This window comes from Bacteroides sp. 11BF (assembly GCF_019633765.1).
GTDB classification, from domain to species: domain Bacteria; phylum Bacteroidota; class Bacteroidia; order Bacteroidales; family Bacteroidaceae; genus Bacteroides; species Bacteroides hominis.
The window spans coordinates 219026-233481 of sequence record NZ_JAFKPJ010000008.1 but is presented as its reverse complement, the minus strand read 5'-3'; the positions used below and the strand labels follow the sequence as shown (position 1 = coordinate 233481).

12 protein-coding genes are annotated in these 14456 nt (G+C 48.6%); 8 read left to right on the top strand and 4 right to left on the bottom strand.

Features of this window, described 5'->3' with window-relative positions; genetic code table 11:
* Positions 1-187 precede the first annotated feature (187 nt).
* Both JZY04_RS10840 and JZY04_RS10835 read right to left on the bottom strand, forming a co-directional pair.
* A complete protein-coding gene (locus tag JZY04_RS10840) occupies positions 188-733 on the bottom strand; it encodes a 30S ribosomal protein S16 (protein ID WP_005778447.1) in 546 nt (181 codons plus the stop codon).
* Between the two features lie 149 nt (positions 734-882).
* Positions 883-1245, bottom strand: coding sequence for a DUF4469 domain-containing protein (locus tag JZY04_RS10835; RefSeq protein WP_122143500.1), 363 nt, complete (start codon positions 1243-1245; stop codon positions 883-885).
* Positions 1246-1559: 314 nt separating this feature from the next.
* Here JZY04_RS10835 and JZY04_RS10830 point away from each other — a divergent pair, with 314 nt between their 5' ends.
* A complete protein-coding gene (locus JZY04_RS10830; RefSeq protein ID WP_181996513.1) occupies positions 1560-3416 on the top strand; it encodes a helix-turn-helix transcriptional regulator in 1857 nt (618 codons plus the stop codon).
* A 12-nt stretch (positions 3417-3428) separates the two neighbouring features.
* Here JZY04_RS10830 and JZY04_RS10825 read toward each other — a convergent pair whose 3' ends face one another.
* The gene (locus tag JZY04_RS10825; protein ID WP_122143498.1) at positions 3429-4730 is read right to left on the bottom strand and encodes a Na+/H+ antiporter NhaC family protein; all 1302 of its coding nucleotides are present in this window, start codon (positions 4728-4730) and stop codon (positions 3429-3431) included.
* Positions 4731-5320: 590 nt separating this feature from the next.
* Here JZY04_RS10825 and JZY04_RS10820 point away from each other — a divergent pair.
* From JZY04_RS10820 to JZY04_RS10805, 4 genes are read left to right on the top strand one after another with little or no spacing between them, the layout of a single operon-like run.
* The gene (locus tag JZY04_RS10820) at positions 5321-6718 is read left to right on the top strand and encodes an RtcB family protein (protein WP_122143497.1); all 1398 of its coding nucleotides are present in this window, start codon (positions 5321-5323) and stop codon (positions 6716-6718) included.
* Between the two features lie 4 nt (positions 6719-6722).
* A complete protein-coding gene (gene prfH, locus JZY04_RS10815; protein WP_122143508.1) occupies positions 6723-7343 on the top strand; it encodes a peptide chain release factor H in 621 nt (206 codons plus the stop codon).
* 25 nt (positions 7344-7368) lie between these two features.
* Complete coding sequence (locus tag JZY04_RS10810) at positions 7369-8082, top strand: RNA ligase family protein (protein WP_122143496.1); 714 nt, start codon at positions 7369-7371, stop codon at positions 8080-8082.
* Entirely contained in the window at positions 8079-9194 is a 1116-nt protein-coding gene (locus JZY04_RS10805; protein WP_122143495.1) for an AAA family ATPase, read from the top strand. Before JZY04_RS10810 ends, JZY04_RS10805 begins: the two co-directional genes overlap by 4 nt.
* 79 nt (positions 9195-9273) lie before the next feature.
* Here JZY04_RS10805 and JZY04_RS10800 read toward each other — a convergent pair whose 3' ends face one another.
* The gene (locus JZY04_RS10800; RefSeq protein ID WP_250706938.1) at positions 9274-9444 is read right to left on the bottom strand and encodes an AraC family transcriptional regulator; all 171 of its coding nucleotides are present in this window, start codon (positions 9442-9444) and stop codon (positions 9274-9276) included.
* 121 nt (positions 9445-9565) lie between these two features.
* Between JZY04_RS10800 and JZY04_RS10795 the strand changes: the two genes are divergently transcribed.
* The 3 genes from JZY04_RS10795 (at position 9566) to mgtA (ending at position 14436) form a co-directional block, all read left to right on the top strand.
* The gene (locus tag JZY04_RS10795; RefSeq protein ID WP_005806723.1) at positions 9566-10255 is read left to right on the top strand and encodes a response regulator transcription factor; all 690 of its coding nucleotides are present in this window, start codon (positions 9566-9568) and stop codon (positions 10253-10255) included.
* Positions 10252-11619 carry a HAMP domain-containing sensor histidine kinase gene (locus JZY04_RS10790; protein ID WP_122143494.1) on the top strand — a complete coding sequence of 456 codons (1368 nt, stop codon included), beginning with the start codon at positions 10252-10254 and terminating at the stop codon, positions 11617-11619. The genes JZY04_RS10795 and JZY04_RS10790 overlap by 4 nt, the downstream gene beginning before the upstream one ends.
* 162 nt (positions 11620-11781) lie before the next feature.
* Complete coding sequence (gene mgtA, locus JZY04_RS10785) at positions 11782-14436, top strand: magnesium-translocating P-type ATPase (RefSeq protein WP_122143507.1); 2655 nt, start codon at positions 11782-11784, stop codon at positions 14434-14436.
* Positions 14437-14456: the final 20 nt, after the last annotated feature.

The following is a 14456-nucleotide window of genomic DNA, read 5'->3' as shown; positions in this document are numbered from 1 at the left end:
ATTGAATTTTAAGTCATTAATTATCACTATTGATAACCTGTGGTGAAAAGAACTTTTGAGGCAACCCTCTGTGCCTTCTGTGGTGAATCCGGTTGCCGAATGGCCTTAATAAAAAATCCTCCCCGGTAGGACCGGAGAGGATTTTATCGTTTTAATCCTATTTACTAATGATAGATACTGCCGATTATTATTCAGCAGCAGCTTCAGTTGCAGCTTCTTCTGCCGGAGCAGCTTCTTCTGCGGGAGCTTCAGCAGCAGCCTTAGCAGCTTCTTCAGCAGCTTTCTTTTCAGCCAATGCTTTTGCTTTTGCTTCGTTTACTTTCTTTTCAGCTTCCAGACGTGCTTTTTCGTCAGCCTTTTTAGCTTCATCTTCTTTAGCTTTCAGAGCAGCCAGACCAGACTGTTTGTTGTTCTTCCAAGCTTCGAATTTAGCTTCAGCTTCAGCTTCACCGAAAGCACCTTTAGCTACACCGCCAAGGAGGTGTTTCTTCATGTAAACGCCTTCACGAGAAAGGATGTTGCGAACTGTGTCTGAAGGTTGTGCACCTACCAGTACCCAGTGCAAAGCACGTTCGAAATTCAAATCTACTGTAGCAGGATTGGTGTTAGGGTTGTAAGTACCAATCTTCTCTGTAAATTTACCATCACGTGGTGCTCTGCTGTCTGCAATAACGATAGAGTAGAAAGCGTAGCTTTTACGTCCATGTCTTTGCAATCTAATTCTTGTTGCCATTTTAAATAAATGTTTTTAATGAATGATTTGAATTAATGCTATTAACTCGTAATAGCGGGCGCAAAGATAGGGGTTTTGTTTTGATTGACAAAGACTTCCTGTTCTTTTTTATAATAATAACCCCATTCAGAGCTTTTTTGTACCATCGATTATTCTTCTTGGATCAGTCTTAGCATATATACCAATGTCTGTTCCCGTGGCAGAAGTTGTTTGTCTTTGCCTGCAAATCGGGTCTTGATTGTCAGTGTATATTCTCCGGTAGGCAATGAGTCGGGTATCTTGAATTTTAAGAGGTGGGGTTCGTTCATTTCCAGCGGTGGGGCAATACATACAGTCTCCGCATTCTGTCGGGAAAGTTGGATTGCCTCACGGACAGATTCGTTTCCGTTGTCTATTTTAATGTTATATCCGGTGACTAAAATCATTCCGCCCGGAGTAATTCTTCCGTCTATTTGTCCTGTTGTAAGATCGGTTACCAAACCGATGTGTGGCTTTACTTTTTCTTTAATCATTGTTCTGTCTGTAGTTTTTAAGGGACCTGATTACGGGGACAAAAGTACATATAAAGAGAGTAACCCGGTAGAAAAGCCAATAGATGGTTTAATCGATTATTCATTCAAAACACTTTATTTCAGCGAATGTATGGACTTTCCTGCTTTGCTGTTGACTCTCTTCTCGCTCAAATAACATATCTTTGCCGTCATTAATTTATTGGACTTCTTATATGCGATACTGTATTTTGATCTTTGGGTTCGTTTTGCTATTCTTTATTCCGGCCGGATGTAAACAATCATCCACAACTCCGTCTGTCTCTTTAGAAGAGTGGATGACCCATTATCCCGGAGAGTGCATTGAACATTATACGGGTCTGCACGATTCGCTTTTCAAGGCAGGACATTATGATTTGCTTACAGATATTTACAGTGGAATGTTCCGTTATATGCCTTCTGCACCGGCAGGCAATCCGGATACCCTTCGCAGGCAGTTGTTGCGCATCATACCATTGTACAATCAGGTTTTATCGAAAACAGGAGATTATGAAGATGCCGTGCATATGCTCGACAGTATCCGCTTGTCCGGACATCCGTTTCTGACGGGGTATTGTGCTTATCCTCTTCTGGCTTTCGAAGCCCAGAACAGCTTGATGACAGATGACAATACGCGTACGGAGGCATTGGCCGACTCTTTTGCCGCTTTACCGTCGCCGGACGACCAGTCGGTCGTAATGCTTTGTTGCCACATGGTTTCGTGGGCTTATCATTTCAGTAGTGCCCGTCCGAATGTGGCCAGCCGGATGCAGGAAAAGGCTGTAGAAGCTTACCGTCAGGGTGGAGAAACGGGGGATGCAGGGGCTATACTCGCACGCTTGGGATACTATTACAGGCGTGAAGGACGGTATGTTCGGGCTGTCGATTTGTCTCTTGAAGCCGTTGAATGGTATGATAAACATCCCGGCATAGCTACAGACGGCATGATACGTGCATGTGCCGATCTCGCTGCCTTATATTCTACACTGGCCCTGACCGAAAAAGCCTTGGAGATTAATGCGAAAGTAGTCTGGATGGCTGCCCGGAAAGACAGTATGGCATTGTGTGGAGCTTACCGTGCCCGTTCGTCTTTCTTTATGGATCTGGGACAGGCTGATTCCGCCTCTTTCTATTTGGATAAAGAGAAAGAAGTGGCCCGACGGATGGGAAAACGGAATGTGAGAACCTGGCGCAGGGACCGGGCAAAATATTGGTTGCAGATGTGTCCCGACTCCACAGCGGCGGCACTTCGTGATATGGAAGTTATTTTTGCCGACAGTGCCGGTGTGCGACCCTCTACCCATTCCAGTACCCGTTATTGGTTGGGATTGGCTTTGACCAGAAGCGGCCGGGAAGAGCGCGGACTTGCCATGATGGAGCAGGCACATCGCGAGTTTACCTATATGGATTGGGATGAAATGGAAGCTTTCGCTGCAAAAGGTCTGCTGGGAATTTATGCTTCCCGGCATTTGGCTTCAAGGATACTGGAACTTTATCCCCGGTATGCTGCTTTACAAGATTCGCTGAATGAAAAAGATAAATTACGCTATACCGCTGCTGCCAATGTCCGTTACGAGACGGGACGAAAAGAGCAGGAGTATCGTACGTTGATGGCCGAAGTCGAATTGAAGGAGCGTACACTGACCTATATTGGGATCGTAGTTGTTTTGCTTCTGATGCTTTTGGGGCTTGCCGTGATATATATGTTGCAGCGCCGGCGTCATTATCGGCGCGAAACCCAGCTTCATCGTGAGCGGCTCTCCCGGTTGATTTCCATTCATCAGGAACTGAACCGCCGCTATGAATCTCTCAATGACGAATTAGAGAAGGTAGCACATGCCGATGTGATTGATAACGTACGGCAGAAATTGAATCCGATGCTGTTGAGCGGAGATGACGAGATACGGTTCCGTCAGTCGTTTGCCGCACTCTATCCCCATTATTTGCCCGCTTTGCGCTGCCAATGCCCCGAACTGACCCGTAACGACGAACTGCTTTGTATGCTGATTTTGCTGAATCAGAGCACTGACGAGATAGCCCTTGCTTTAGGCATTTCGCGTGCCAGTGTCAATTCCGGACGAAGCCGTATCCGCAAGAAGTTAGGATTGGGCAAAGATGAATCGCTCGAAGCCTATTTACAGAATATCCGGAAGTAAGCCGTCCGCTATTCAGGAATACCTCCTCGGATAACGGAATAGAATGGCCAGCAGCGCACAGATACCCATTGTAAACGGATAATACAGGTTTCCGATGATACTGAGCGGGGAGATCTGTGCCAGTCCGGCAGCAATCAGCATTTGTGCTCCGTAAGGGATGATCCCCTGTATCAGGCACGAGAAAGTATCGAGGATACTCGCTGTCTTTCTTCGGTCCAGATGAAACTTCTTCGCGATATCTTTAGCAATCGGTCCGGTAGTGATGATAGCGATCGTATTGTTAGCCGTGCAGAGGTTGGCAATGCTCACCAGTGCGGCAATGCTGAGTTCCGCTCCCCGTTTTCCGTTTACATGCCGGGTCAGTTTGTTAATAATGAAATCTATTCCTCCGTTGTAGCGGATGGTTTCAAGCATTCCACCCGCCAGCAGAGTGATGATGATCAGTTCACCCATTCCGGTAATGCCCGTTCCCATAGCTCCGAACCAATCGAAGAATCCGAGGCTGCCTGTAGTGATACCGATTACACCACTGGTGAAGATGCCTATTATCAAGACCAACATTACGTTCATTCCGGCTATGGCCGTTCCCAATACGATAAGGTAAGGAATCACTTTCACCCATTCGATCTCCTGTACCTGTGGCGGAGCAGCTACCGAAAGTCCCTGAAAGATATAGATACCCAGTACCACCAGTGCGGCAGGCACTACGATCATGGAGTTTACCCGGAACTTATCACGCATCACGCATTCCTGTGTCTTGGTCGAGGCAATGGTTGTGTCGGAGATGAACGAAAGATTATCTCCGAAGAATGATCCGCCCACTACCACCGCTACCATAAACGGCAGGTCTATGCCGGTTTTTTCCGCCAGTCCGATGGCAACGGGAGTCAGTGCCACGATGGTTCCCACGCTGGTACCGATAGATAAGGAGATGAAGCAAGAAGCCAGAAAAATGCCTGCCAATAAAAGGTTATCCGGCAGAATATGGAGTGTGAGGTTTACAGTGGCATCGATGGCTCCCATCTGCTTGGCACTCTGCGCAAAGGCTCCTGCCAGAATGAATATCCACACCATCAGCATGATATTTTTATTGGAAGCTCCTACCGAGAACTGATAGACGCGTTGTTCCAGATTCAGTCCCCGTGTGATGGCGATGGCATAGCACGACGAGATGAGGAAGGCCACCGTTATAGGAACTTTGTAGAAATCGTTCACCAGGATGGAGGTGACCAGATAGAGGCACAAGAATACGAATAAAGGGCTGAGTGCCCACCAGCCTGAAGTGCTTTTATGTATCTTTTCTTCGTTTATCATTGAATGATTCTTAAAATTTTGAGGTGCAAAGATAGTGAATGATAGGGAGAAAAACGGTAATTTTGCACCGACAATATAAAGATTAACGCTAACCGCTTCATGCATTTAAAAATTTCCGGAGAAGAACGCTGTGAGGCGGGAAGCTTTGGTGCGAGTTAGCAACAGGGGCGGTGCGAAGTGATTCGTGCCGCTTTTTCATGAATATGGGTACTGTTCCTGAAAAAAAATGTCTTTTTGTTTTGCGGGAATAAAAAGAACTATTACTTTTGCCGCCGATAAACAGAGTATTCACCCTTTAAATAATCAGAAAGGGTTTTAATTATGTCAGAGAAATAATATCTTCAAAATTGGAACTGAGTTGACCCGTCGGGAGGATGGGGCTTTGCAACTTTGTTTTTTTATACGCATCGCAATTCTGCTGCTGGCGATGCAGGTTGATTAGTTCCACAATCACGTTTAATTTATTTATTATTCACTTCAATGCTGTGAACAGGATGTGTTATATCCTTTTCTAAAGTATTGGTATCCCGCATATTGTCTGTTGCCTGCCCATGGCAGGTAGCCGGTATTGTATGCGAAAGAAAAACAGTATGGGAATACGTTTGAAAGATTTAAGCAAACTGGGATATAGAGACAACGTGGCCCGTAGTCTGGCCGTTGCCCTCGTCAACAAGTATTGTAAACACGAGACAAGAGAGCGGATATTAGCTATTCTGGGCGATGTACTCGGAAATCCCGAAATATATAAAAACAACGAAGTATGGAGTAAACTGGCCGAACAACTTTCTCCTACTTTAGTAGAAAAAAGTTTTACGTCGTATGATTTGCTCGACGAGCCTTTGGCTTATAAAACATACGGAAGCAAGCATATTGAAACATTGGCCAAACAACAGATGAATCTGGCTATGCGCCTTCCGGTCACTCTTGCCGGAGCGTTGATGTCCGATGCACATGCCGGTTACGGATTACCCATAGGAGGAGTATTGGCTACGGATAATGCAGTCATTCCGTATGCGGTGGGAGTTGATATAGGTTGCCGGATGAGTCTTACCCTGTTTGATGCCGGGGAAGACTTTCTAAGGCGTTATTCGCATCAGATGAAAGAAGCGCTAAAAGAATTCACTCATTTCGGCATGGATGGCGGGTTGCCTTTTGTACAGGAACACGAGGTACTTGATCGGGAAGAGTTCCGAATGACTGAATTGCTGAGAGGGCTGCATGGCAAAGCGGTGCGACAACTGGGAAGTTCCGGTGGTGGAAATCATTTTGTGGAGTTTGGCAGGATCAGCTTGCAGGCGGACAATGTCTTAGGAGTTCCGGAGGGTAGTTATGCGGCTTTGCTTTCCCATTCCGGTTCACGGGGACTGGGTGCTGCCATTGCCAAACATTACAGTCTGCTGGCCCGTGACATCTGTCGCTTGCCCCGCGAGGCTCAGCACTTTGCCTGGTTGGGATTGGATACGGAAGAGGGGCAGGAATACTGGCTTAGTATGAATCTGGCAGGCGATTATGCCCGTGCTTGCCATGAACGGATTCATCTGAATCTGGCCAAAGCTCTGGGACTGAAACCTCTGGCCAATGTGAACAACCATCATAACTTTGCATGGAAGGAGGAACTTGCTTCCGGACAAACTGCCATTGTACACCGTAAAGGAGCAACTCCGGCTCAGAAGGGCCTTCCGGGACTGATTCCCAGAAGTATGGCCACCCCCGGTTATCTGGTATGTGGAAAAGGAGTGGGTGAAGCCCTTTGTTCCGCTTCTCATGGAGCAGGACGCGCCATGTCCCGCCAAAAAGCGAAAGACAGTTTTACCCAGTCAGCACTGAAGAAGTATCTTTCGCAGGCCGGCGTGACACTGATTGGCGGTAGTGTCGAAGAAATGCCGTTGGCTTACAAAGACATTGACCGGGTGATGCAAACTCAGGAGGCATTGGTGGAAATTCAGGGTACCTTTATGCCCTGTATCGTACGAATGAATAAAGAGTAGAATGATGGAAAAGACGTATTTACAAATCACTTCGGGACGTGGTCCCGTGGAGTGTTGCCGTATAGTGGCATTAGTGCTTGAGAGAATATTAAAACAAGCCCAGACCCGGAAACTGAAAGTGGAAATAGTGGAAAAAGAAGCCGGTCCTGCCAACCGTACATTGCTGTCGGCAGTCATTGCATTTGAAGGTGCAGGTTGCGATACACTGGTGGAAGAGTGGGAGGGAACCGTGTTGTGGATTGCCCGTAGCCCGTACCGGATTCATTACAGACGCAAAAATTGGTTTGTCGGTGTGCAGACCTTCTTGCTGTCCGAAAGCCGTGAGGCGACCGAAAATGAAATCCGTTATGAAACTTTACGGGCTTCCGGACCCGGCGGACAGCATGTCAATAAGACGGAATCTGCTGTAAGGGCTGTCCATATTCCCAGCGGAATCAGTGTAGTGGCATCCGACCAACGTTCACAATGGCAGAATAAAAAACTGGCCACCGAACGATTGCTGGTCAAGCTGACTGCTTGGAATGTAGAGCAGGCAATGATTCAGGCACAGGCCAACTGGAGTAACCACAACAGCCTTCAAAGGGGAAACCCGGTGAAGGTCATTCAAGAAGAACTCCGGTTTTGAGTATTAACGATTAAAAGAAAAAGCTATGTTATCAGAAAAATATGGTCGTACCTACCACTATCCGTTCTCTCCCGGGACGACGAGTGACGACCGAATCAATCATACCTATTGGGAGGATATCCGGGAGATAAACACGCTGGTCCATACCGAAAAACTGGATGGGGAGAATAATTGTTTAAGCAGATACGGGGTTTTTGCCCGTTCGCATGCTGCTCCTACCACTTCACCATGGACGAGCCAGTTGCGTCAGCGTTGGGAGTTGTTGAAGAATGACTTGGGAGATATTGAACTCTTCGGCGAGAATCTGTATGCTGTTCATTCCATCGAGTACAAGCGGCTGGAAACCCATTTTTATGTGTTCGCAGTCCGCTGTCTCGACAAATGGCTGTCGTGGGAAGAGGTGAAGTTTTATGCTGCTTTGTTCGATTTGCCTACTGTACCCGAATTGTGTACGGAGCAGGTAAACGGACTAACAGCCGAAACCCTGAAACAGCATGTCATCTGCCTGGCCGGGGAACCAAGTGTCTTCGGATCGCGTGATGCGCTGACAGGGATGGACTGTACCCGTGAAGGGGTAGTAACCCGCAATGCCGGCGAGTATCTTACCGCAGACTTTGCCCGTAATGTGTTTAAGTATGTCCGTCAGGGGCATGTGCAGACAGACGAGCATTGGACACGGCATTGGAAGCGTGCCCGCCTGGTGTGGGAGTCGAAACAAGAGAAAGGAGGTAACGAATGATTTGGAGATTGACAGAACGGAAAGATTGGGATTCACTGGTACAGCAGTTCAGTTGGGTGCGGGATATGGATCTGGTTCCCCAGCACGCTTTGCATCATGCCGAGGGAAGTGTGGCCGTACATACCCGCATGGTACTCGAGGCATTGCAGCAACAGCCTTCCTATCTGAGGCTTGCGGAGCAGGACCGGGAGATCCTTTGGGCAGCCGCTTTGCTTCACGATGTAGAAAAGCGTTCGACTTCGGTCGATGAAGGCAATGGGCAGATCACCTCCAAAAATCATGCGAAGCGGGGGGAAGCTACTGTACGCACCCTCCTTTACAGGGATATTTCTACGCCTTTCGGTATCCGCGAGCATATTGCCTCTCTGGTACGCCATCATGGTTTGCCTATCTGGCTGATGGAACGGGAAGATCCCTTGAAACGTGCTTGTGAAGCTTCGCTGAGGCTGGACACTTCGTTACTGAAACAGTTGGCTGTGGCCGATATTTGCGGGCGTATCTGCACGGACAGGGAAATACTGCTGGAAGCTACTGAATTCTTTGAAATGTTTTGCCGTGAACAGCAATGCTGGGGGAAAGCCCGGGCATTTGCCGGTGATACGGCCCGCTTCCATTATTTTCATACGAATCAGGCTTATATCGATTATGTCCCCCACGATGATTTCAGATGTGAGGTTACTTTGCTTGCAGGTCTGCCCGGTATGGGGAAAGACTATTATATAGAGTCTCGATGTGCCGATATGCCGGTTGTCAGTCTGGATGCTATCCGACGTGAACATAAACTCAGCCCCACGGATAAAGCGGCTAACGGCTGGGTGGCACAAACGGCCAAAGAGCAGGCACGGGGCTACCTCCGGAAGGGACAGGACTTTATTTGGAATGCCACCAACGTGACCCGCCAAAGACGTGCCCAGTTGGTCGATTTGTTCATCACCTATGGGGCACGGGTGAAAATAGTCTATATAGAGAAACCTTACTCCGTCTGGCGGCGACAAAACGGCATACGCGAATATAAAGTGCCGGAGCCGGTTCTGGATGTGATGTTGGATAAACTGGAGGTTCCCCGGTTGACAGAAGCGCACGAAGTGGTTTATGCCGTGCAGGAACAATAGGGCTACACCCAACCGGGGGGAGGGTGTAGCCTTAGGTACCTTGGGGTGTAGCCATCCGGACCGGATGGCTACACCCTGTTTATTTTCCGGCGGTGTCTGTATTTTGTTTGTAATATTGTAACGGCGTTTTTCCGGTAAAGCGTTTGAAACTCTTGATGAAATGATTTAGGTCACAATACCCATTATCGACAGCAATACCCGTTAAGTCATTCTCCCCGTTAGCCAGTAGTTCACTGTAGGCATGAACCAAGCATCAGATGCGGCCGGAACGAGAAGGGGCAAATAAACACCGATACTGTTGAGGATTTATCATTATGTGTTTATCTTTGTGCCCGGTGAATTGATAACTAACGGTAAGGAGGGATTGCATCATGATAAAGATACTGGTTGTGGAAGATGAACAGCGTGTGGCGGAACTGCTGAAGCGCGGTCTCGAAGAGTCCGGTTATCAGGTGGAACTTGCCTACGACGGAGCTTGGGGGTTGCGCCTGTTCCGTGCCGGAGAGTTTCAGATGGTCATTTCCGATGTAATCTTGCCGAAGATGAGTGGTTTCGAACTCTGTAAAGAGATACGGAACATCAATAACCGGGTTCCGGTACTGATGCTGACAGCGTTGGGCACAACGGATGATAAGCTCGACGGTTTCGATGCCGGGGCTGACGACTATATGGTGAAACCTTTCGATTTCCGCGAACTCGATGCCCGTATCAAGGTATTGCTGAAACGACGACTTCCCGGTATACCCGAAACACAACTTACGGAACTCGTCTATGCGGACTTGCGCATCGACCGGCAGACAAAAACCGTCTATCGGCAGGAGAGGGAGATCAAACTCTCTCCCAAAGAGTACAACCTGTTGCTTTATATGGCCGAGAACCCCGAACGGTTACTTACCCGTGTTGAAATAGCCGACAAGGTGTGGAATACCCATTTCGATACGGGCACCAACTTTATCGATGTGTACATCAACTATCTCCGCAAAAAGATAGACCGGGACTATGATGTGAAACTGATCCATACCAAACCCGGTATGGGCTTTATATTCAGGCAGGAGTTATGAAGATAGGTACCCGGCTCACTCTCCGCTATACCGGTTTCACGGCAGCCGTTTTTCTGTTGCTGGTAGCTGCTATCTATCTGTTTTCGGAGCGGAACCGGAGCAATGAATTCTTCCGTGACCTGAAAAAGGAAGGCATCACCAAAGCCAACCTTTTCCTCGACAACCGGGTGGATGCCAAGACCATGCAGTCCATTTACCTCAACAACCGCGAATTTATCAATGAAGTGGAGGTAGCCATCTACGATACTACTTTCCATTTGCTTTATCATGATGCCAAGCAGATCGACCTGGTGAAAGAGACCCCTGAGATGATCGACCGAATTTTGCAGAATAAATCTATCGAGTTTTATCAAGACGGTTATCAGGTCATCGGGCTCCTTTACACGTTCCATGGTAAACCTTATGTCATCACAGCGGCTGCTTTCGATGGTTACGGATATGCCAAGCAACACTCTTTGCAGACCATGCTGATTGTTCTTTTCTTTTTAGGTATCGCTCTTTTGGCGGGAGTCGGTTACCTGCTTTCGCGGAGTGCCCTGGCTCCTGTGTCCGATATTCTCGGGGAGGTGGAAGCTATTTCTGCTTCCCGTCTCGACCTGCGTGTGCCGGTGAAGGACGAAAAAGATGAATTGGGCGAACTTGCCACCACCTTCAATCGGATGTTGGAAAGGCTGGAACAGTCTTTCGATTCTCAGAAAATGTTCGTCAGCAATGTGTCCCATGAACTGCGTACTCCCATGGCTGCCCTGATTGCCGAACTTGAACTGGCTCTGCTGAAAGAGCGTTCTTCCGAAGAATATCGCCGTGCCATCGGTAATGCGCTCGACGATTCGCGTAAGTTGGTGAAACTTTCCGAAGGGTTGCTCAATCTGGCCAAGGCCGATTATCTGCCCGAGCAGATCAAATTGGAAGAGATCCGTCTGGACGAGCTTCTGCTCGATGCCCGTGAGATGGTGATGAAAGCCAACCCCGACTATACCATCGAATTGATATTCGGCGAAGAAGCCGATGACGACTCCGTCCTCACGGTGTTGGGCAACGGCTATCTGTTGAAAACAGCTTTTGTCAATCTGATGGAGAACAATTGCAAGTTCTCCGCCAATCACACTTCTTTCGTCCAGATCAGCTTTTGGGAGCAAAAGTCTGTTATCCGCTTTTCGGACACGGGTATCGGTATGAATGCCGATGACATGCAACACCTGTTTTCTCCTTTCTATCGGGGAAGCAATAAAGACTATGCCCGTGGAAACGGCATCGGGATGATGCTGACTCAAAAGATCATACATACCCATAAGGGTGAAATCGCCGTCAATAGCCAGCCGAGTGAAGGTACGGTCTATACGGTGGAAATTCCTCATATCTGAAGAAACTCTAATAAAACTCTAATAAAACTCTAATAGTACTCTAATCGTTCTCTAACGCCCCTTTTGCGGGGAGTTCCCTACTTTTGTACTGTAAAGGCAAATGAATGAATGGGATTCTTCCAATAGGGAGCGGCCCCGTATCTCTAAAAAAAATGTACTATGATGATTTTTAGAAAGAAACAAACAGACAAGACTGTGCAGTTCAATACCGAGAAGGTATTTCTGGCAGCAACCCAACCGCTGAAGTTGGTGTATGGCTATTTTTGTACTACCCCCCACGGACTCTCGGAGGAGGATGCGGAAGAGCGGCTTAAAAGCTGCGGTGAGAATAAAATCGTGCAAGAGACGCACCCCAATCCGCTTCTGATGTTTTGCAAAACCTTTATCAACCCCTTTATCGGTGTACTGATGGCACTTGTGCTTGTGTCGTTGGTGCTCGACGTCTGGATGGCCCGGCCCGAAGAACGGGAGTGGACCAGTATCCTTGTCATCGGAAGTATGGTGATGCTGAGTGTCGTGTTGCGCTTCTCGCAGGAGTGGCGTTCCGGCAGGGCTTCGGATGCTTTGCAAAAGATGGTGAAAAATACCGCATCCGTCATTCGTAGCGGTGCCCCGGAGCCGTACGAGATCAACATTACAGACTTGGTGCCGGGAGACATCATCTGTCTGGCTGCCGGAGATATGATTCCGGCCGATGTCCGCGTCATCGAGTCGAAAGACCTGTTCGTCAGCCAGTCCTCGTTGACCGGAGAATCCGATGCCATAGAGAAGTGTGCCGTATTGGCGGAGGATCGTCACCGTTCCGGCAGTGTGGTCGAGCTTGATGACATTTGCTTCATGGGCTCCAATGTAGTGAGCGGTTCGGCACGTGCCATTGTTTTCGGTACAGGGCGAGATACCTATCTGGGCACCATCGCCCGGAGTATCGTCGGCGTACGTGCGCAGACGGCATTCGATAAAGGAATCAGCAATGTCAGTCTTTTGCTGATCCGTTTCATGCTGGTGATGGTGCCTCTGGTGTTTCTCATCAACGGAGTGACGAAAGGCGACTGGTTCGAAGCCTTTATTTTTGCCATTTCCGTAGCCGTGGGACTGACTCCTGAGATGCTTCCGATGATTGTCACCGCTAACCTGAGCAAAGGAGCTGTCTCTATGGCTAAGAAAAAGACCATTGTCAAGAACCTCAACGCCATCCAGAATTTCGGGGCGATGGACATTCTTTGCACCGATAAGACCGGGACACTGACCCGCGACCACATTGTGCTGGAAAAGTTTATCAATGCTGACGGGAGCGAGGATCACGAGTGCCGCGTACTCCGTCATGCCTATTTCAACAGTTATTTCCAGACGGGGCTGAAGAATCTGATGGATCGTGCCATCCTTTCACATGTTCGTGAGTTACAGTTGGATTATCTCAGGGATGCTTATACCAAGGTAGACGAAATCCCATTCGACTTTACCCGCCGACGTATGTCCGTGGTGGTGGAAGACGAACAGAGGAAGCGTCAGATCATCACCAAGGGAGCGGTAGAGGAGATGCTTGCAATCTGCACTCATGCAGAGTTCGGTAAAACCGTTCACGAGTTGACCGATGAGCTGCGGCGGAAAGCCTTTGTCATCAGTGAGCAGATGAACAAAGAAGGTATGCGTGTGCTGGCGGTGGCACAGAAGAGTTGGGTAGAAAAAGAACATGATTTTTCTGTCGAAGACGAATCCGGAATGGTGCTGATCGGTTATCTCGCTTTTCTCGACCCTCCCAAACCTTCGGCAGCCAATGCCATCCGGCAGCTCCATAGCCATGGAGTCGATGTGAAAGTGCTGTCCGGTGATAACGAAGCGGTTGTACGTACCATCTGCCGTCAGGTGGGAGTCGATACGGCCTGTACGCTGAACGGTACGGAGATAGAGCGGCTGACGGATGAAGAACTGAAGTTGAAAATACGGCAGACTACCGTGTTTGCGAAGCTGGCTCCCATGCAGAAGACCCGTATCATCACCTTGCTGCAGGAATTGGGACATACGGTGGGCTTCCTGGGTGACGGCATCAATGACGCTTCCGCCCTGCGCCAGTCCGATGTGGGTATATCTGTGGATACGGCTGTGGACATCGCCAAGGAGAGTGCCGACATCATTCTGCTGGAGAAGGATCTGATGGTGCTTGAAGATGGAGTGATAGAGGGACGCAGAACGTTTGGCAACATTATGAAGTACATCAAGATGACTGCCAGTTCTAACTTTGGCAATATGTTCAGCGTGCTGGCTGCCAGTGCCTTTCTGCCTTTCCTGCCTATGCTGCCTGTCCATCTGCTTGTTCAGAATCTGCTGTACGATACGTCGCAGTCCACCATTCCGTTCGACCGGATGGACCCGGAGTACCTGATGAAGCCGCGCAAATGGGATGCATCCGACCTGAGCCGTTTTATGATTTTTATCGGTCCGGTCAGTTCTATTTTCGACATAGCCTTATTTCTGGTCATGTGGTATGTGTTCGGTTGCAACTCTCCCGAACATCAGACTCTCTTTCAGTCCGGTTGGTTTGTAGAGGGCTTGCTGTCGCAAACGTTGATTGTACATATGATCCGTACCCGCAAGATCCCGTTTATTCAGAGTACGGCATCCTGGCCGGTATTAGGACTAACGTCCGTCATCATGGTTCTGGGAATCGTCATTCCCTTCACGCAGTTTGGGGCTTCCATCGGGTTGATGCCGTTGCCGCTCAGTTATTTCCCCTGGTTGGCAGGCATCCTGCTGAGCTATTGTGTGTTGACGCAGCTTATTAAACAATGGTATGTGAAGCGGTTTACGAAGTGGCTGTAAACACGAATAAAGACCTTAAA

What these genes read in the sequence shown, in the direction of transcription:
- JZY04_RS10840 (WP_005778447.1), bottom strand. Translation starts at nt 733, where the DNA reads ATGGCAACAAGAATTAGATTGCAAAGACATGGACGTAAAAGCTACGCT.
- JZY04_RS10835 (WP_122143500.1), bottom strand. Translation starts at nt 1,245, where the DNA reads ATGATTAAAGAAAAAGTAAAGCCACACATCGGTTTGGTAACCGATCTT.
- JZY04_RS10830 (WP_181996513.1), top strand. Translation starts at nt 1,560, where the DNA reads ATGACCCATTATCCCGGAGAGTGCATTGAACATTATACGGGTCTGCAC.
- JZY04_RS10825 (WP_122143498.1), bottom strand. Translation starts at nt 4,730, where the DNA reads ATGATAAACGAAGAAAAGATACATAAAAGCACTTCAGGCTGGTGGGCA.
- JZY04_RS10820 (WP_122143497.1), top strand. Translation starts at nt 5,321, where the DNA reads ATGGGAATACGTTTGAAAGATTTAAGCAAACTGGGATATAGAGACAAC.
- prfH (WP_122143508.1), top strand. Translation starts at nt 6,723, where the DNA reads ATGGAAAAGACGTATTTACAAATCACTTCGGGACGTGGTCCCGTGGAG.
- JZY04_RS10810 (WP_122143496.1), top strand. Translation starts at nt 7,369, where the DNA reads ATGTTATCAGAAAAATATGGTCGTACCTACCACTATCCGTTCTCTCCC.
- JZY04_RS10805 (WP_122143495.1), top strand. Translation starts at nt 8,079, where the DNA reads ATGATTTGGAGATTGACAGAACGGAAAGATTGGGATTCACTGGTACAG.
- JZY04_RS10795 (WP_005806723.1), top strand. Translation starts at nt 9,566, where the DNA reads ATGATAAAGATACTGGTTGTGGAAGATGAACAGCGTGTGGCGGAACTG.
- JZY04_RS10790 (WP_122143494.1), top strand. Translation starts at nt 10,252, where the DNA reads ATGAAGATAGGTACCCGGCTCACTCTCCGCTATACCGGTTTCACGGCA.
- mgtA (WP_122143507.1), top strand. Translation starts at nt 11,782, where the DNA reads ATGATTTTTAGAAAGAAACAAACAGACAAGACTGTGCAGTTCAATACC.